This is a genomic window from Variovorax sp. P1_G12 (assembly GCF_056405555.1).
The window spans coordinates 342582-359347 of record NZ_JBFUBW010000002.1 but is presented as its reverse complement, the minus strand read 5'-3'; the positions used below and the strand labels follow the sequence as shown (position 1 = coordinate 359347).

The window sequence follows — 16766 nt, the reverse complement described above, 5'->3', positions numbered from 1 at the left end:
TCGTCGGTTCAGACGGATTCCATTGCCTGGGTCCGCGGTGCAATTCGTCGCATGCGACTAGGTGTTTTTCCGAGGGCGCGCCGGAGCGGCTGCCAAAAACGATTAGAGGCCTTAGAATCCGACGCCACTCTTCGCCAGCAGTTGTCCATGTCGTCGCCCCCCTCTGCCACTCTGGCTTGCGAGCGTGCGTTGGCGCACGCCGGCAAGTTCGACCTCCCGGGTTCCAACGCCTCACTGGTGCATCGCCAAGTGGTCACCGACCGCGTCGAGCGCGGCGCCGCTGCCAAACTGGTGCTGGTGCGTGCGCCCGCTGGCTTTGGCAAGACCACGGCATTGCGCCAGATTCACGAACAGCTGCAGGCGCGCGGCATCGCGACGGCATGGATCACGCTCGACGCGGCCGACAACGACGTGCCCCGCTTCCTCAGTTGTCTGGCGGAAGCCGTAGCCCGTCTGCAGATCGCCGACGATGGGCAAACCAGAGGCGATGCCGATGCGGTTGCGCTGCTCGAGCGAGAGGGGCCCCCGTTTGCACTGTTCCTGGATGAATTCGAGGTCCTGCAGTCTCCCGCCGTGCTGGCGCTGCTGCGCGAGATCGTCGCGCGCTTGCCGCGCAACGGGCGGCTGGTGGTCGGTTCGCGCCACCTGCCCGATCTGGATCTCGGCCGGTTGCGCGTGCGCGGACAGTTGATGGAGATCGACGTCGAGGCATTGCGTTTCAGCGTGGAAGAGACGCGCGACTTCCTGAAGGCGCGTGGCCTGCCGGCGCTGTCCCACGACGTGCTGGAGACACTGCACGCACGCACGGAGGGTTGGGTCGCGGCGCTCATGCTTGCTGCCATCACGCTCGAACGCCACGACGATCCGGCCAACTTCGTGCACCGACTGTCCGGCGGCAGCGGCGTCATCGCCGAGTACCTGGCCGAAGACGTGCTCGGCCGCCAGCCACCGGAGGTGCGCGATTTCCTGATGCGCACCAGCATCCTGCGGCAGTTGAGCCCTTCGCTGTGCCAGGCGTTGCTGCCGCGTACCGACTGCGCACGCATGCTGGCGCACCTGCATGCATCCAGCCTGTTTCTGCTGCCGGTCGAGACCGATGCTGTCGAGCCTCGTTACCGCTTCTACAGCCTGTTCGCCGCATTCCTGCGGGCCCAATTGGCCCGCGAACATCCGGATGAAGTCGTGCGGCTGCACCTGGCCGCCTCTGCATGGTACGAATCGGCCGACCGACCGGTATCCGCCATCGATCATGCGATCGAAGGCGGGGATTTTCCGTATGCGTTGACGCTGCTGTCACGCACGGCGCAGGGCTTTCTGGAAGAAGGGCGCATGCGGTTGCTGGCGCGCTGGTTCGCTGCCATCCCGCGCGCTCAGTTGCGCCAGCATCCGCTGATGCAGGCCATAGAGATCTGGGCGGTCCTGTTCACCCAGGGACCGGCCGAGGCCCACGCCTTGCTGTTCGACAGCGGCATCGCGACGAGCCACGACGCCATCATCGGTGCCCACGTGAATGCGCTGCGTCCACTGTTGCTCGCCATGGCGGACCGCTATCCCGAGGCCAACGATCTGGGCCGCGAGGGCCTGGCACGGCTGCCTACCGCGGTGCGCTTTGCAGACACCGTCTTGATCAATTGCATGGCGCACGTCACGGCGGTGTTGGGCGAGACACGCGAGGCCCAGCGGCTGCTCGATTCGGCCCGCAGCGCGCAGTACGGCAGTGGTTTCAACCGCATGTACACCGAGTCGACGGAGGGCATGCTGGATTTCCAGCGCGGCATGTTCCGCCAGGCCATGGCACGCTTTCGGATCGCGGTGGGCAGCACGCGCTCCAGCTCGTACCGCTACACCGGCGGCAATGCGTGGGCGGGCGTTCTCTACGCGAGCGCGATGTACGAGGCCGACGACCTGGAGTCGGTCGAACGTCTGCTGAACGTCTACCTGCCTCTGGCCCGCGATGTCGGGCTGCCGGACCACATGATCGAGTGCCACGCGATCCGCTCGCGACTGCTTTTCGGACGCGGCGACGTCGATGGCGCGTCGCGCGTGCTGACCGAATTGGAGTCCCTGGGTCACCTGAGAAAACTGCCGCGGGTGGTGGCGTCGGCCAGACTCGAGCGAGCCTGCATGCTCATGCGTCAGGGCAATGCGTTCGGCTCGCGTGCCGAACTGGAGCGCAGTGACGACCGTGAAGTATGGGATCGGGTGGCGCGTCAGCGGCTCCCGGCGCACGAGCTGCTGGACATCGGCATCGGGTGGTTGCGCTGGGAGGTTCAGTTCGGCGATGCGGCTGCGGCGGCCCGGCGCATCGAGGCCGAACTGCCGATGGCGCACGCCGAGTCGCGCATCCGTCGAGCGCACAAGCTTCGGGTGCTGTGGGCGGTGGCACTATGGCGCCAGAACAACGCGCAGGCTGCCGCCGACGCGATGGGCGAGGTGCTGCTGGCGGGCAGCCGCGAGGGCTTCGCGCGGTTGATCCTCGATGAAGGCGCGGCCGTCGTGGGCCCCATTCAGGCGGTGCTCCAGAACCTGAGCAAGGCCTGCCGGCCGGAAGATCCTATCCTGCTGGAGTACGTGCAGCGCTTGCTCGCATCGCTGGGCGGCGACGCGCTGGCTGGTGAATCAGGCCCGGCACCAGCGACGCAAACCCCTTGGCGCGGAGAGCCCATTACCAACAAGGAGTTGCGAGTGCTCAAGCTGGTGGCGGAAGGCTACTCGAACGGCGCGATGGCCGAGAAGCTCTTCATCGCCGAAAGCACCGTGCGTACCCACCTTCGCAGCATCAACATCAAGCTGGCGGCCCAGAATCGCACCCAGGCGGTGTCGATCGCGCGCCGGCACGGCCTGATCGGCTGAGCGGACCGGGCGCGGCGAAACGCCACGCCGGTTCAGGCGCGCCGACTTACGGCTGCGGCGCCATCGCCGTCAGCACCGCCAGGCTCATCGCCACCACACTGGTCTTGATCGAGGGCTCGGGCACCGGCGCGAAGGAGGGCGAGTGGTTGTAGGGGACCGGCTTGCCACCGGGCTTGCGCGAGGCCGCCAGGTCATCCGGCGAGGCGGCGCCGACAGAGAACATCATGCCCGGAACGCCGGCGTTGAGGAACTCCGAGAAGTCCTCGCTGCCGCCGAACGGCGGTACCTCCACCACGTTGGCGTTGCCCAGCGCCGCCTTCAGCGCGGCCGCGGTGCGGGTAGATACGGCGGGATCGTTGATGACGGCCTTGCCGCCGGACACCAGTTCCACGACCGGCTCGGGCGCGTCGCCCATCATGGCGGCGGCGTTCGCCGTGCGGCGGATGCCGGCCAGCAGCTTCTCGCGCACCTCGGGCTTGTAGGAGCGGATGGTGCCGCGCAGCACCACCGTGTCGGGAATGATGTTGCCCACGGTGCCGCCCTGGATGGCGCCGACGGTGACCACGCCGAACTCGGCCGGGTCCTTCTCGCGGCTGATCACCGTCTGCACGTCGGTGACGAAGCGCGCGGCGATGGCGATCGGATCGATCGTCTTGTCCGGCGCCGAGCCATGGCCGCCGCGACCCTTGAAAGTGATCTCGAGCGAATCGGAGTTGGAGCTGCCCGGGCCGATCATGTAGCCGATGGTGCCGTAGGGCAGGGGCGAGACGTGCAGCGCCAAGGCGTAGTCGGGCTTGGGAAAGCGCTTGAACAGGCCGTCGTCGATCATCGCCTTGGCACCCGACACCGTCTCCTCGGCCGGTTGGGCGACGAACATCAAGGTGCCCTTCCACTGGTCCTTCATCGCCAGCAGGGTGCGCGCGGTGCCGACCCAGCTCGCCATGTGCACGTCGTGGCCGCAGCTGTGGGCGACGAAGGTCTCGCGGCCGTTGAACTGGGTCTTGGCCTTGCTCGCGTAGGGCAGGCCGGTCTTCTCTTCCATCGGCAGGGCGTCGAGTTCGGTGCGCACCAGCACGGTCGGGCCGGCGCCGTTCCTGTAGATGGCGACGACGCCGGTGCCGCCGACCTTCTCCGTCACCTCGAAGCCGAGCTTGCGCATCTCCTCGGCCAGCTTGGCGGCGGTGCGCACTTCCTGGAACGCGAGTTCAGGGTGGGCGTGGATGTCCTTGTAGAGCACCTCGAGCGAGGGGTACATGCCGGACACGATGGGCGCCACCTGCTTGTGCAGGGAAGAACCGGTCTGGGCCACGGCCCCGGCGGTGACGCAGAGCACCGCGCTGGCGACGGCGCAGCGACGGAAAATGGCATTCAATAGCATTCTGTAGTCTCCATGTGTTCCGATCGAAGTGGCTGGCTCAGAGCGACCGCGCGATCACTTCCTTCATGATCTCGCTCGTGCCGCCATAGATTCGCTGCACGCGGGCGTCGGTGTAGAGGCGGCTGACCAGGTACTCGTCCATGTAGCCGTAACCCCCGAAAAGTTGCACGCACTCGTCCACCACCTGGCCCTGGGCTTCCGAGGCCCATAGCTTGGCCATCGAGGCGGTGGCGGTGTCCAGGTCGCCGGTGAGCAGGCGCTGGACGCACTGGTCGACGAAGGCCCGGCCGACCATGATCCGGGTGGCGATCTCGGCCAGCTTGAAGCGCGTGTTCTGTTGCTCCACCAGCAGCTTGCCGAAGGCCTGCCGCTCTCGCACGTAGTCCAGTGTGGCCTGGTAGGCGCCCTCCATGGCAGCCAGCGCGATGACGCCGATCGCCAGGCGCTCGTAGGGAAGGTCACCCATCAATTGGTAGAAGCCTCGGCCCTGAATTCCGCCGAGCAGGTTCTGCCCGGGCACCTCGACGCCGTCGAAGAACAGCTCCGAAGTGTCTTGCGCCTGCATGCCCATCTTGTGCAGGACGCGCCCGACGCGGTAGCCCGCCGCGCCTTCCGTTTCCACGATCAGGATCGACATGCCGCTGGCGCGCTGCGACGGGTCGGTCTTGCAGACCACCAGCACCAGCCCGGCCAGCAGGCCGTTGCTGATGAAGGTCTTGCTGCCATCGATGCGCCATCCGGCGGCTGTCGGCGTGGCCCGTGTCCGGATGCCCTGCAGATCCGAGCCGGCGCCCGGCTCGGTCATGGCGATCGCGCCCACCAACTCGCCTCGCGCCATGCGCGGCAGATAGCGCCGCTTCTGGTCGTCTGTGCCGTGGTTGAGGAGGTAGTGAGCGACGATGCTGTGCACCGAAATGTTCATGCCGCTGAGCGCTCGGCGTGCCAGTTCCTCATAGACGACCGCCTCATGGCGGAAATCGCCACCCCCGCCACCCCATTCCTCCGGGATGTCGGTACACAGCAGGCCGAGCTCGCCGGCCTTGCGCCAGACCGCAAGCCCGACGTTGCCGTCGCGCCTGGCCTGGGCGTCGCCCGGCGCGAGTTCGGCATGGATGAAGCGTACGACCGTGTCGCGGTACTGTTCCAGGTCCGAGTCGGACCAACTGCGCTGGAGATTGATGGGCATGATCAGGCGCCTGCACAGGCGGCGGGTCGGCGCGCACCCCAGTCGTCCAGCGCCACGGCCAGGTCAGCGCTGCTGCCGGCGCGCGGCGCTTCCGCGGGCGTACGCGAGAAGCGCGGCGCCGGGGCCGGCTGCACGACGTCGCCTAGCGTGACGAAGGTGCCGCGCGCACGGTTGTGCGGATGGGCCGGCGCCTCGTCCCAGTCAAGCACCGGCGCAAAGCAGGCATCGCTGCCTTCCAGCACCGAGCACCACTCGTCGCGGGTGCGCGTGCGAAAGACATCGGCCAGGCGCAGCTTCATCAGCGGCCATTGCGAGCGGTCCATTTGCTGCGCGGCGAAGGACTCGTCCAGCCCGCACAGGTCGCACAAGCGGCGGAAGAATTGCGGCTCGATGGCGCCGATGGAGACGAACTTGCCGTCGGCGCATGCGTAGGTGTCGTAGAAGTGCGCCCCGCCGTCCAGCAGGTTGCCACCGCGCTCGCCAGACCATTGCCCGGCCGCCTTCAGGCCATAGAACAACGAGGACAGCAGCGCGGCGCCGTCCGTCATTGCCGCGTCGACGACCTGGCCGCGGCCCGAGTTGCGCGCTTCATTCAGGGCGGCCAGCAGGCCCACCGCCAGAAGCATGGCGCCCCCGCCGTAGTCGCCGATGTAGTTGAGTGGCGGGGGCGGCGCCTCGCCTGGGCGGCCGATGGCATGCAGCGCGCCACTCAGGGCGATGTAGTTGATGTCGTGGCCGGCGGCGGCGGACAAGGGGCCGGTCTGGCCCCATCCGGTGATGCGGCCGTAGACCAGGCGCGGGTTGAGGGCGTGGCACTCGGCAGGGCCCAAGCCCAGGCGCTCCATCACTCCCGGTCGAAAACCTTCGACCAGAAAGTCGGCCTGGGCAATCAATGCGAGCGCATCTTCGCGGGCCTCCGGCTGGTGCAGGTCGAGCGTCAGGCGGCGTTTGCCGCGTCCGGTCACTTCGCCCGGGCCTCCCGGGCCTCCCGGGCGGTCGATGGAAATGACGTCGGCACCGAGATCGGCGAAGAGCATGGCGCAAAAAGGCCCCGGCCCCAACCCGGCCATCTCGACCATTCGCAATCCTGTAAGCGGTCCAGCCATCCATCCCTCAACATGTCAGTCGTTGTTGCCTGGCACGCGCGGCAGCGCACCAAGGTCGGCGTGAAGCTCACGTCGCAGGTACGGATGCTCGCCGCGCGCTCCGGCGGGCGCCATCGTCGGATTCGACGGATTTGGTCGGTCGGTTCGCAGTGATCGAATACGTCGCAACGGACGATGGGTTGTCGACAGGCGCGGTCCTACACTGAATGCAGCCGGGTCAACCCTTGGCGGTGTCCTGGCGCTACTCGGCCTTCTTCACTGCCATTGGCTCACGATTGACTTTGGAGAAGGAGACACTGAATGAGAAAACGCACGTTCGTCAAACTGTTGGGCGCATCGGTTTTGCCAACCATGACGTCGCTGGCGCGTAGCCAGGAGCGCTGGCCCGTGCGCCCGATCAAGATCATCGTTCCCGTGACGCCCGGCGGCACGGCCGACGTCATGGCGCGTGAGTTCGGCCGACGGCTTGGTGAACGTGTCGGGCAACCTGTCGTGGTGGAAAACCGTCCCGGCGCGAATGGCATTCCGGCCACGGTGACCGTAGCGCGCGCGCCAGCGGATGGCTACACGCTGATGCTGACCTTTACCCAGCACGTCCAGAATCCGGTGCAGTTCAAGGATGTCGGATATGACCCGATCGCCGATTTCACGCCGTTGTGCCGCATTGGCGCGGCGGCGACGGTGCTGGTCGCCCGCGCCGACCTGGGGGCCAACTCCGCCACGGAACTGGTGCGGTTCGCGCCCGGCAAAGGGCTGACTTTCGGCACGACGGGGCTCGGTCCCCAGGTGATCCTCGAGGTGTTCAACAAGTCGTCCAGGCTGGGCATGCTCAACGTGCCCTACAAGGGCGAAGCGCCGGCGCTGACCGACCTGGTGGGTGGCCAGATCGACTTGGCGCTGCTGACGGTAGCCACCGCGCGCGCGCACATTCAAAGTGGAAAGCTCAAGGGCTTGGCAGTCATCGCGCCCGGGCGCGCACCCTCGCTGCCCAGCGTGCCCACGTTCTTGGAACAGGGTTTCAAGGAGGTCAACTGGACGGGTGGATGGTATGCCTTCATGGCACCCGCCAAATTGCCGCCTGACATTGCCGCCAGGCTGGTCAAGGAGCTTCACGCCATTGGCGAGGATCCCGCCATGCGCAAGACGCTGGACGACCTGAATATCACGATGAACTGGATGGACGGCCCGGAGTTCCAGCCGGCCATGAAGCGCGACATGGAGACCTGGCGGTCGATGGTCCAGCGCTCGGGCGTGGTGATCGAACGATGATGCGGCGCGCCATGGCAATCGCATCGAGGGCGCCGCGAAGACGCTGCCGGACGAGGACGACGGATGTGAACCTGAACCTTCGCGGCGTTTGGCGCGCCGCGCAGGCCCTGGACTCCGGCCATACTGCTGCACAGGCGCAGCGAATTCAGATACTTTGACGAGGACCCCATGACCGCTTCCCGACTGCTTTCCGCCACTTACTGGCGCGCCAGCTGGATTCGCTTTCGCGAGCCAGTGAACGAGTTCGCCCAATGTGAACCTGTGCTCCTGAACACCCACGATGGCGTGCAGGTGAGGGGACTGCACTGGACACCCCGGTCGAACCCGCGGCCCAAGGTGGCCGTGATCGCGGCGCATCCGCGGGTGGACTTTTCGCAGCACTATGCCTTCCCGGCGTTGCTTCGCGCCGGCTACGCCTGCGTCGGCGCCAACCTGCGATCGATCAACAACGACCTGAACTGCGTGCACGAGCAACTGCTCATCGACCTGGCGGCCTACGTCAACTGGCTGCGCGACGAGTGCGGCGTGGAGAAGGTCGTGTGGCTCGGCAATTCGGGCGGCGGCACGCTGGGCTGCTTCTACCAGCAGCAGGCCAAGGCCAAGCCTTCCGAGCGCCTGCGCAAGACGCCGGCCGGGCGGCCGGTGCCATTGGCCGATATCTCGATGCCTGCGTTCGACGCGATGATGATCTCGGCCGCGCATCTAGGCCAAGGGTTGGTGCTCAGCCAGACCATCGATCCGTCAGTGGTCGACGAGCACAACCCCATGCTGACCGATTCGTCGCTGGATATGTATGACCCGATCAACGGCTTCCAGCCGGCCCCGCAGTGGACGCGATACGACCCCGAATTCGTGGTTCGCTACCGCCAGAAGCAGCTGGAACGCGTGGCGCGGATCGACGCACTGGCCCATTCGCTGATCGACGAGCGCAGCCGCGGCGAGGATCTGTGCAACTGGCCGGGCTTCGAGAATGCCCCGCAGCATTTGCAGCGTTCTGCCGTCCAGCAAGCGACGTTCACGCCGGTGATGACGACCTACCGCACCATGGCCAACCTGAACTACGTGGACCACAGCATTGATCCGAGCGAGCGGGGCTACGGCAGTCTGTTGAGCGACCGGCCCGACATCATGAATTTCCAGCTGCTCGGCTTCGGACGGCTGCAGACACCAGACGCGTGGCTGTCCACCTGGTCGGGGCTGAGCAGCAATGCCAATGTCCTGAAAACTGCCCCGTCCGTGACCGAACCAGTCGCTGTCGTGCATGCCGGCCGCGACCTCGATGCATACCCGGAGCACACGAAGGGCATCATGGATTCGCTGGCGAGCACCGACAAGACGTTGTTCGAGTTCCCCAACCGGCTGCACTACTTCGAGCCGGAAGGCGACGAGCCGCAGAACGCCGGCGCGGCCGAGCAACTGGCAAAGCTGCTGCCTTGGCTTCAGGCGCGCTGCCCGCTATGAGCGCCGGCGCTGCAAGCTGAGCTTCTCCTGCGGAACTCGGTCGCGCACGTGACCAGGCAGGGTCCGAAAATCGCGGAGAAGTGAATAGTGCCAAGCCATGGCCTGCGCGCCTCTGAGAAAATGGCACGCATGTCCAAACTCACAGCGGCGCGCGAAGCCGAAATCTCCGGTCGATTGCTCAAACATTGGCATGAGGCGGTTCCGAATGACCGAATGGCGCACTTGGTCAAGGACACCACTCGCAGCTTTCTGAGATCGCTGCAAGCGCGGCTGGTCACGCACGGCGTGTCTCTCGGGCACTGGACCTTCCTGCGGATTCTCTGGGAGCACGACGGCCTCACTCAGCGCGAGCTCAGCCAGGAAGCGGGCGTCATGGAGCCGACTACGCTCATCGCGTTGCGCGCGATGGAATCACTGGGCTACATCCGGCGAGAGCATATGGCGGGAAACCGGAAGAATCTGTACGTCTTCCTCACCCCGGCCGGCAGAGCCCTGAAGAAGAAGCTGGTGCCGCTGGCCGAGGAGGTCAACGGCCTGGCGATGCGCGGCCTCGACGAGGCGGCCATCGCAACCACGCGTCGCGCCATGCTTGTGATGCTGGACAACCTTGCCCGCGACGACCTGGTGTCGGATTCTCATGCCGACAACGGCGCGCCGTAGGCAGCTCAGCCGATCACGCGCACGAGATATCAACGGCACCCGATCGAGATGCGGGCACGCTGGCTGCAGGGCAGAGTCCCGCCCTTTCGTGCTGCTGTCGGCCTTACGCGCTTTGCGGGATGCCGAGGCGCGTCAGAATCCGCTGCGTGACATCACGCTCATAGGATTCGTCGAGATCACGCGTCCAGGCTGCAAACTCCAGGCAGGCGCCGTCAGGATCGAAAAAGTACACCGAGCGAACGTAGACGTCATCCGTGAGGATGTCGGTGGCCCCTTTGGCAGAGTTGTCGTGATTGAGGACGCGGGAAACCTCGACGCCCTTCTGTGCAAGGCGCGCGACATAGGCATCGAACTTGTCCGCCGGGACGTTGAAGGCGATGTGGTTCATCGAGCCGTGCGCCGAAAGCCACGATCCCTGGCCTGGCAGCGCAGCGGGTGCAGCGACTCCCGGATGCGCCTCGGGCGCCACCGGAAACCAGAAGAAGGCGATCTTGTCGCCGTTGCCGATGTCGAAGAAGAAGTGAAGCCCTCCGTTGGGCAGATCGATGACCTTGACCAGCGGCATGCCAAGCACGTCGCGGTAGAACTCGACCGTCCGGCGCATGTCTTTGCAGACCAGCGCCAAGTGATTGACGCCGCGAATGTCGAACTCAGTGTTCCCATTGGTTGTCATGTGATGTTCCTCTTGATATGGCTGATGTCTCGGGGTGCAACCAGCCGGATTATTATGTAGTCGCCTAAGCAAACTTGCAATAAACTTAGGGCTCTATTGATATGGGTGAATCGATGTCGACAGTTAAGTTGCTCTCCTTTTCCGGCAGCCTGCGAGCTGGTTCGTTCAATCAGACGCTAGTCAATCGCGCGGCAGATGTCGCGAGTGAGATGGGGGCCGTCGTGACGCAGATCGACTTGGCGGACTTCCCGTTGCCGCTGTACTCGCCCCAGATCGAGGCGGCCGGCTTTCCGAGCGCTGCGCGCGAACTCAAGGCCTTGTTCGTCAGTCACTCGGGATTCCTGATCGGATCGCCCGAATACAACGGATCCGTTTCCGGGGTTCTGAAGAACGCGATCGACTGGGTGTCCCGACCCACTGATGGCGAGGGACAGACGGCGTGCCGCGCATTTCGAAACAAGATCGCTGGCGTCATGTCTGCATCGGTAGGCCCCTTTGGCGGCTTGCGAGGCCTTCAGCATCTGCGCCAGATCCTGGGCATCCTGCATACGCTCGTGGTCACCCAGCAGGTGTCTGTTCCTTTTGCCGAGAAGGCATTCGTTGGCGACAAGCTCATCGATCCGCTCCCGGAACAACTCCTGCCGATCCTCGTGGGGCAAGTGACCCAGTTGGCTCGCGCGACGGCCGAGGTGCCTGCGCGGTAATTCTGCGGGCATCCCGCTGCGAGGCGAGAGCCCTTGGTCAAGTTGCAGCATGGTGTGTTGCCGCGGCCTTCCTCATCCCGCAAGGCTTGCGTAGCGTTCGCGCAAGCGCTTCTTGTCGAGCTTGCCGACACTGGTCTTCTCGATCTGGTCGACGAACTGGAAGCGCTCCGGAATCGCATAGGACGGGAGGGCGCCGGTAGCGACCAGCGCGCGCAGGTGCCGCCGCAGCTCGGCGGCGTCGAGCGCACCCGCCTGCCGGGGCACCACCAGGGCCAGCGGCCGTTCACCCCATTTGGCGTCGACCACACCGATCACGGCCACCTCGTACACGCCGGGGTGCCCGCTGATCGCGTTCTCCAGCGCGATCGACGAGATCCACTCGCCGCCGCTCTTGATCACGTCCTTCTGCCGGTCGACCAGGTGCAGGTAGCCCTGGTCGTCGAACTGCCCGATGTCGCCGGTGTGCATCCAGCCGCCTTCCCACAGCGCTGCGCCAGCGTCGGGATTCTTCAGGTAGCCCTGCGTCAGATAGGGCGCGCGCACCACCACTTCGCCAACGGACGTGCCGTCCACCGGCACCGATTTCATGCCGGCGTCGACCACTCGCACCTGCGACAGGAGGACCGGCATGCCGGGCGTCAGGCGGACATCGATCTCGTAGTCCCGTCGGGCTTCGTCGTCGGCCATGTCCTCGGCGGCGTCCGTCTTGATCTGCGCCAGGGTCAGCAGCGGGCAGCTCTCCGACATGCCGTAGCCGCTGTACACGTCGATGTTGCGTGCCAGCGCTTGCCGGCACAGCGCACGCGACAGGGCGCTGCCGCCGATCAGGATCTTCCAGCCGCCGAAATCGGCGTCCTGCGCCTCGGGCGCGGACAGCACCATGTGCAGCACCGTCGGCACACAGTGCGAAAAGGTGACGCCTTCCTTCTTCGCCAGGTTGACGAGCATCGAGGGCTCGTACCGGCCTGGGTAGACCTGCTTCCAGCCGCACAACGTCGCGATGTAGGGGTAACCCCAGGCATGCGCATGGAACATCGGCGTCAATGGCATGTACACGTCATTGCGCGAGAAGCGGCCATTCTCGCCGGCCTGCGACACCGTTGCCAACACGGTCAGGCAATGCAGAACGAGCTGGCGATGGCTGAAGTACACGCCCTTGGGCAGCCCGGTGGTGCCGGTGGTGTAGAACAGCGTGGCACGCGTGTTCTCGTCGAAATCGGGAAACTCGTGCGTCGGATCACCCTCGGCCAGCAACGCCTCGTACTCGCCGGCCCAGTCGAACTGCGACGGCACCTGGCCGTCGTCAGCCAGGCAGATGAAGCGCTTGACGCGTGGCAGCTGCGCGCGAATCTCCTCGATCAAGGGGATGAAGTCGACGTTCAGCAACACCGTGTCTGCCTCGGAGTGGTCGAGCGTGTAGGCGATCTGCTCGGGCGACAGGCGGATGTTGGTCTTCATCAGGGTCGCACCGAGCATGGGCACGGCGAAGTAGGCCTCCAGGTAGCGATGGCTGTCCCAGTCGAGCACCGCCACGGTGCTGTCAGGCCCGACGCCCAGGCGCGTGAGCGCGCTGCCCAGCCGGCCGATGCGTTCGACGAGGGTGGGGTAGCCGAAGCGCAGGCGGTCGCGGTAGACGATCTCCTTGCGCGAGCGCTGGGCGATCGGCGTGACTAGAAGTTGCTTGATCAGCAAAGGAAATGCGTACGGATTCATGGGTCTGCGCTCTTGTGCTGCCAGGGCGGTCCATTGTGCTGCCCTCGAACGAGCGACTGTAGGACTGGTCGTTGCGCGGCGGCATCGTCGGATTCGACGATTCGAGCCGGCAGGAGTGGGGCGTCAGCGGGTGGCCTCGGACGGCCCTGGCGGCTGAAACATTCGGCGGAACCGTCGGAAGCGACGACCGCATTTGGTGCCGGCAAACCTATAGTCGTCTCGGATGAATTTGCAAGTCGGCGAGAAGCGGCCCTTCCCCTTGGGCTGGCCGCCGCGAAGCTCGGCGGAAGTGCCCAGGCGCTGGCTCGTCGCATTCGAAAACCGGGATGGACCGGTCGACACCCACAGTGAACCCATGAACAACGTCTTTCTGTATGACCACGTGCGCACGCCGCGCGGCAAAGGCCGCCCGGACGGCGCATTGCACACCGTCGCCCCGGTGCACCTGGCGGCAGCCGTGCTGCGCGCGCTCAAGGAGCGAAATCGCATCGAACCCGAGGACCTCGAGGACGTGGGTCTCGGGGTCGTCATGCCCGTCGGCGAGCAGGGCGCGGATATTGCCCGCGCCGCGTTGCTGGCGGCCGGCTACGGCGAAAGCGTCGCCGGCTATCAGATCAACCGCTTCTGCACCTCGGGCCTGGACACGCTGAAGATGGGCTTCGGCCTGATCGCTTCCGGGCAGGCCGATGCGGTGGTCGGAGGCGGCGTCGAATCGATGTCGCGCGTGGCCATCGGCTCCGACGGCGGCGCGGCCTATACCGACCCCAGGCTTGGCCAGCAGTACCCGTACGTGCCCAACGGCGTGTGTGCGGATCTGATGGCAACCCTCGACGGCTTCACCCGGGAAGACCTCGATGCCTATGCCGTGGAAAGCCAGCGCCGCGCCGCGATGGCACGGGGGCAGGGCTGGTTCGACGCTTCGATCATTCCGGTGCATGACGCCTTCGGCGGATTGCTCCTGCAACGCGACGAAGCACCCAGGCCCGGAATCTCGATGGAGGACCTGGCCAAGCTCAAGCCGAGCTTCATCGCTGCGGGCGAGGCCGGCTTCGACGCCATCGTGTTGCGCCGTTATCCCCATCTCGAGGCTGTCCGGCACATGCACACCGGTGGGTCATCCAGCGGCATCGTCGATGGCGCCTGCGCGGTGCTGCTGGGCAGCGGGGCGTACGGCGAGCGGCGCGGCTTGCGGCCGCGTGCCCGCATCGTGGCGACGGCAACCTGTGCTTCCGAGCCCCTGTTGAGCCTGGGCGGCCCGATGCCCGTCACCGACAAGGTGCTCGCACGCGCCGGTCTGCGGATCGACGACATCGATCTGTTCGAGGTGAACGAGGCGTTCGCCGTCGTGCCGATGCGCTACATGCGCCACTTCGGCATCCCGCACGAACGCATGAACGTCAACGGGGGCGCGATCGCGCTGGGCCATCCGCTCGGCGCCACCGGCGCCATCTTGGTGGGGACCGTGCTCGACGAACTCGAGCGGCGCGGCCTCGCCCGCGCGCTGGTGACGCTGTGCGCGGCAGCCGGCCAGGCCACGGCCGTGATCATTGAACGTGTTTGAGGCGGCAACCATGACGAGAAACATCCATCTCGAAATCGACGGCGACGGTGTTGCGCTGGTCACGCTGGACGTGGCGGATCGCACCATGAACGTCTTTACTCCGGCCTTCACGCGGGAACTGCAGGACGTCGTGGTCCAGCTGACAAGCCGGGCAGACATCGTCGGTGCGGTCATCACCTCCGGCAAGAAGAACGGCTTCATGGCGGGCGCCGACCTGCTCGACTTCGTGCATGTGCACGACCGCGGACTGTCGGCGCGGGAAGCCGGTGAATGGGTGGCGCCATCGGCGAACGCATTGCGCGCGCTGGAGCGTTGCGGCAAACCGGTGGCCGTGGCGATCAACGGGCTGGCGCTGGGCGGCGGCTTCGAGCTGTGCCTGGCCTGCCACTACCGGGTGCTGGTTGACGACCCCAAGGCGGTCGTCGGCCTGCCCGAGGTCACGGTCGGGTTGCTGCCCGCCGGGGGCGGAACGCAAAGGCTGCCGCGAATGATCGGGATCCCCAAGGCCTTGCCCCTTCTGCTGAGCGGCCGGCACGTTGGCGCAGCGGAGGCGTTGCAGCTCGGACTGGTCGATGAATTGCGCCCGGCCGCCGAGGTGGTCGGGGCGGCGCGACGCTGGGTGCTCGCTCATCCCGACTGGCAGCCCGCCTGGGACCACAAGGGCTTCACCGTGCCCGGCGGAGCGGGCGCGATGGCGCCGCACGCCATGGAGAGTTTCAGCCTGGGGCTGGCGAAGATCCGGCGCGACTCCCAGGACAACTACCCGGCACCCGCAGCCATCCTGACGGCCGTGTACGAGGGCACGCAGGTCCCGATCGACCTCGGCCTTGCCATCGAGCGCGGCTGCTTCGGCCAGTTGTTGGCGGGTCCCGTGGCGCGCAATCTGATGCGCACCCTGTTCATCAACAAGGGGGCGGCACGCAAGCTGGTGCGCCGGCCCCGCGACGTCGAAAAGCAGCCGGTCCGGCGTCTGGGCGTGCTCGGCGCCGGCATGATGGGCGCGGGCATTGCACAGGTGGCGGCGGCTGCCGGCATCGACGTGGTTCTCATCGACACTTCGCAGGCCGCGGTCGACACCGCCAAGGCCAAGGTCGCGGCCGGCTATGCGCGCGATGTGAAGGCCGGGCGTTGCACGCAGGAGAATGCCGACGCGCAGTTGGCCCGGATCCATCCCAGCGCCGAGTACGGCTCGCTGCGTGGCTGCGATTTCGTGGTGGAGGCCGTGTTCGAGGACCGTGACGCGAAGGCGACCGCCTTCCACCACGCCAAAGCAGGCTTGGCCGCGCTGCCCGATGGCTTCGTGATGGCGACCAACACGTCGACGCTTCCTGTCACGGGCCTGGCGGCCCTGTGGCCGCAACCCGAGGCGTTCATCGGCCTGCATTTCTTCTCGCCCGTGGAGCGCATGCCCCTGGTCGAGGTCATCGTGGGCCAGCGCACTTCGCCGCGTGCGCTCGCGCGTGCACTGGACCTGGCGGCGCAGCTCGGCAAGGTGCCCATCGTGGTCAATGACAGTCCCGGCTTCTACACAAGCCGGATCTTCTGTGCCTACATCGACGAAGGCATGGCGATGCTGGCCGAAGGCGTGGCGCCGGCACTGATCGAGAACGCCGCCCGCCAGGCCGGCTTCGCAACCGGTCCGCTCGCGGTCACCGACGAGGTGTCGCTGGACTTGCAGGCGCGGGTGATCAAGCAGGCGAGGGCGGACGGTTTGCCCGGCAAGTTCCTGCGGCAGCACGCGCAGCCGGTGGTCGATGCGATGCTGGCGCGCGGTCGGCTGGGTCGCAAGAGCGGGGGAGGCTTCCACGATTTCGCACCCGGACAGCCCAAGCGCCTGTGGGGCGGGCTGGCGCAGCTGTTTCCATTGGCGGCCGAGCAGCCCGACTTCACCGACGTGAAGCACCGGCTGCTCTACATCCAGGCGCTCGAGTCCGCACGCTGCGTCGAGGAGCAGGTGGTGCCGGAAGTCGCGGATGCCGACCTGGGCGCCATTCTGGCGTTGGGCTATCCGAGCTGGACCGGCGGCACGCTGTCGTTCATCGAGACGGTCGGTCCCGCGCAGTTCGTGGCGGAGTGCGAGCGTTTGGCAGACGCGTACGGCGAGCGGTTCCGCCCTTCGCCATGGCTGCGCGACCGCGCCGCGGCGCGCCGCGGCTTCTACCACCGGGCGCCGGCGCCCCAGTGACGCCGTCCCCAGTACCC

Annotated in this window: 12 protein-coding genes; 7 read left to right on the top strand and 5 right to left on the bottom strand. The window is 66.4% G+C overall.

Features of this window, described 5'->3' with window-relative positions; translation table 11 throughout:
- The first annotated feature begins 189 nt into the window (after positions 1-189).
- Positions 190-2853 (top strand): winged helix-turn-helix domain-containing protein, encoded by a 2664-nt coding sequence (locus AC1D2O_RS03830; RefSeq protein WP_478156224.1) that lies wholly within the window; start codon positions 190-192, stop codon positions 2851-2853.
- A 46-nt stretch (positions 2854-2899) separates the two neighbouring features.
- Here the strand turns inward: AC1D2O_RS03830 and AC1D2O_RS03825 are convergent, their stop codons facing one another.
- Genes AC1D2O_RS03825 through AC1D2O_RS03815 form a run of 3 tightly spaced genes read right to left on the bottom strand, consistent with a single transcriptional unit; the run spans position 2900 to position 6523 of the window.
- Positions 2900-4231 carry an amidohydrolase gene (locus AC1D2O_RS03825; RefSeq protein ID WP_478156223.1) on the bottom strand — a complete coding sequence of 444 codons (1332 nt, stop codon included), beginning with the start codon at positions 4229-4231 and terminating at the stop codon, positions 2900-2902.
- Between the two features lie 37 nt (positions 4232-4268).
- Positions 4269-5417, bottom strand: coding sequence for an acyl-CoA dehydrogenase family protein (locus AC1D2O_RS03820; protein ID WP_478156221.1), 1149 nt, complete (start codon positions 5415-5417; stop codon positions 4269-4271).
- Between the two features lie 2 nt (positions 5418-5419).
- The gene (locus AC1D2O_RS03815; protein WP_478089038.1) at positions 5420-6523 is read right to left on the bottom strand and encodes a CaiB/BaiF CoA transferase family protein; all 1104 of its coding nucleotides are present in this window, start codon (positions 6521-6523) and stop codon (positions 5420-5422) included.
- 300 nt (positions 6524-6823) lie between these two features.
- Between AC1D2O_RS03815 and AC1D2O_RS03810 the strand changes: the two genes are divergently transcribed.
- The 3 genes from AC1D2O_RS03810 to AC1D2O_RS03800 all read left to right on the top strand — a co-directional run bounded on the left by AC1D2O_RS03810 (position 6824) and on the right by AC1D2O_RS03800 (position 9913).
- Positions 6824-7792, top strand: coding sequence for a Bug family tripartite tricarboxylate transporter substrate binding protein (locus tag AC1D2O_RS03810; RefSeq protein ID WP_478089037.1), 969 nt, complete (start codon positions 6824-6826; stop codon positions 7790-7792).
- A 336-nt stretch (positions 7793-8128) separates the two neighbouring features.
- Positions 8129-9253, top strand: a complete 1125-nt coding sequence (locus AC1D2O_RS03805) for a hypothetical protein (RefSeq protein WP_478156220.1) — start codon at positions 8129-8131, stop codon at positions 9251-9253.
- A gap of 129 nt (positions 9254-9382) precedes the next feature.
- The gene (locus AC1D2O_RS03800) at positions 9383-9913 is read left to right on the top strand and encodes a MarR family winged helix-turn-helix transcriptional regulator (protein WP_478089035.1); all 531 of its coding nucleotides are present in this window, start codon (positions 9383-9385) and stop codon (positions 9911-9913) included.
- A 103-nt stretch (positions 9914-10016) separates the two neighbouring features.
- Here the strand turns inward: AC1D2O_RS03800 and AC1D2O_RS03795 are convergent, their stop codons facing one another.
- A complete protein-coding gene (locus tag AC1D2O_RS03795; RefSeq protein WP_478156218.1) occupies positions 10017-10586 on the bottom strand; it encodes a VOC family protein in 570 nt (189 codons plus the stop codon).
- Between the two features lie 101 nt (positions 10587-10687).
- Between AC1D2O_RS03795 and AC1D2O_RS03790 the strand changes: the two genes are divergently transcribed.
- A complete protein-coding gene (locus AC1D2O_RS03790) occupies positions 10688-11290 on the top strand; it encodes an NADPH-dependent FMN reductase (RefSeq protein ID WP_478089033.1) in 603 nt (200 codons plus the stop codon).
- Between the two features lie 72 nt (positions 11291-11362).
- Here AC1D2O_RS03790 and AC1D2O_RS03785 read toward each other — a convergent pair whose 3' ends face one another.
- Positions 11363-13003: a fatty acid--CoA ligase gene (locus tag AC1D2O_RS03785; protein ID WP_478156216.1), complete on the bottom strand. Its 1641-nt coding sequence runs from the start codon at positions 13001-13003 to the stop codon at positions 11363-11365.
- A 355-nt stretch (positions 13004-13358) separates the two neighbouring features.
- Here AC1D2O_RS03785 and AC1D2O_RS03780 point away from each other — a divergent pair, with 355 nt between their 5' ends.
- On the top strand, positions 13359-14564 hold the full coding sequence (locus AC1D2O_RS03780; protein ID WP_478089031.1) for an acetyl-CoA C-acetyltransferase: 1206 nt from the start codon (positions 13359-13361) through the stop codon (positions 14562-14564).
- A gap of 10 nt (positions 14565-14574) precedes the next feature.
- The gene (locus AC1D2O_RS03775; protein WP_478089030.1) at positions 14575-16749 is read left to right on the top strand and encodes a 3-hydroxyacyl-CoA dehydrogenase NAD-binding domain-containing protein; all 2175 of its coding nucleotides are present in this window, start codon (positions 14575-14577) and stop codon (positions 16747-16749) included.
- Positions 16750-16766 lie beyond the last annotated feature (17 nt).

What these genes read in the sequence shown, in the direction of transcription:
- AC1D2O_RS03825 (WP_478156223.1), bottom strand. Translation starts at nt 4,231, where the DNA reads ATGCTATTGAATGCCATTTTCCGTCGCTGCGCCGTCGCCAGCGCGGTG.
- AC1D2O_RS03820 (WP_478156221.1), bottom strand. Translation starts at nt 5,417, where the DNA reads ATGCCCATCAATCTCCAGCGCAGTTGGTCCGACTCGGACCTGGAACAG.
- AC1D2O_RS03815 (WP_478089038.1), bottom strand. Translation starts at nt 6,523, where the DNA reads ATGGCTGGACCGCTTACAGGATTGCGAATGGTCGAGATGGCCGGGTTG.
- AC1D2O_RS03810 (WP_478089037.1), top strand. Translation starts at nt 6,824, where the DNA reads ATGAGAAAACGCACGTTCGTCAAACTGTTGGGCGCATCGGTTTTGCCA.
- AC1D2O_RS03800 (WP_478089035.1), top strand. Translation starts at nt 9,383, where the DNA reads ATGTCCAAACTCACAGCGGCGCGCGAAGCCGAAATCTCCGGTCGATTG.
- AC1D2O_RS03795 (WP_478156218.1), bottom strand. Translation starts at nt 10,586, where the DNA reads ATGACAACCAATGGGAACACTGAGTTCGACATTCGCGGCGTCAATCAC.
- AC1D2O_RS03790 (WP_478089033.1), top strand. Translation starts at nt 10,688, where the DNA reads ATGGGTGAATCGATGTCGACAGTTAAGTTGCTCTCCTTTTCCGGCAGC.
- AC1D2O_RS03785 (WP_478156216.1), bottom strand. Translation starts at nt 13,003, where the DNA reads ATGAATCCGTACGCATTTCCTTTGCTGATCAAGCAACTTCTAGTCACG.
- AC1D2O_RS03780 (WP_478089031.1), top strand. Translation starts at nt 13,359, where the DNA reads ATGAACAACGTCTTTCTGTATGACCACGTGCGCACGCCGCGCGGCAAA.
- AC1D2O_RS03775 (WP_478089030.1), top strand. Translation starts at nt 14,575, where the DNA reads ATGACGAGAAACATCCATCTCGAAATCGACGGCGACGGTGTTGCGCTG.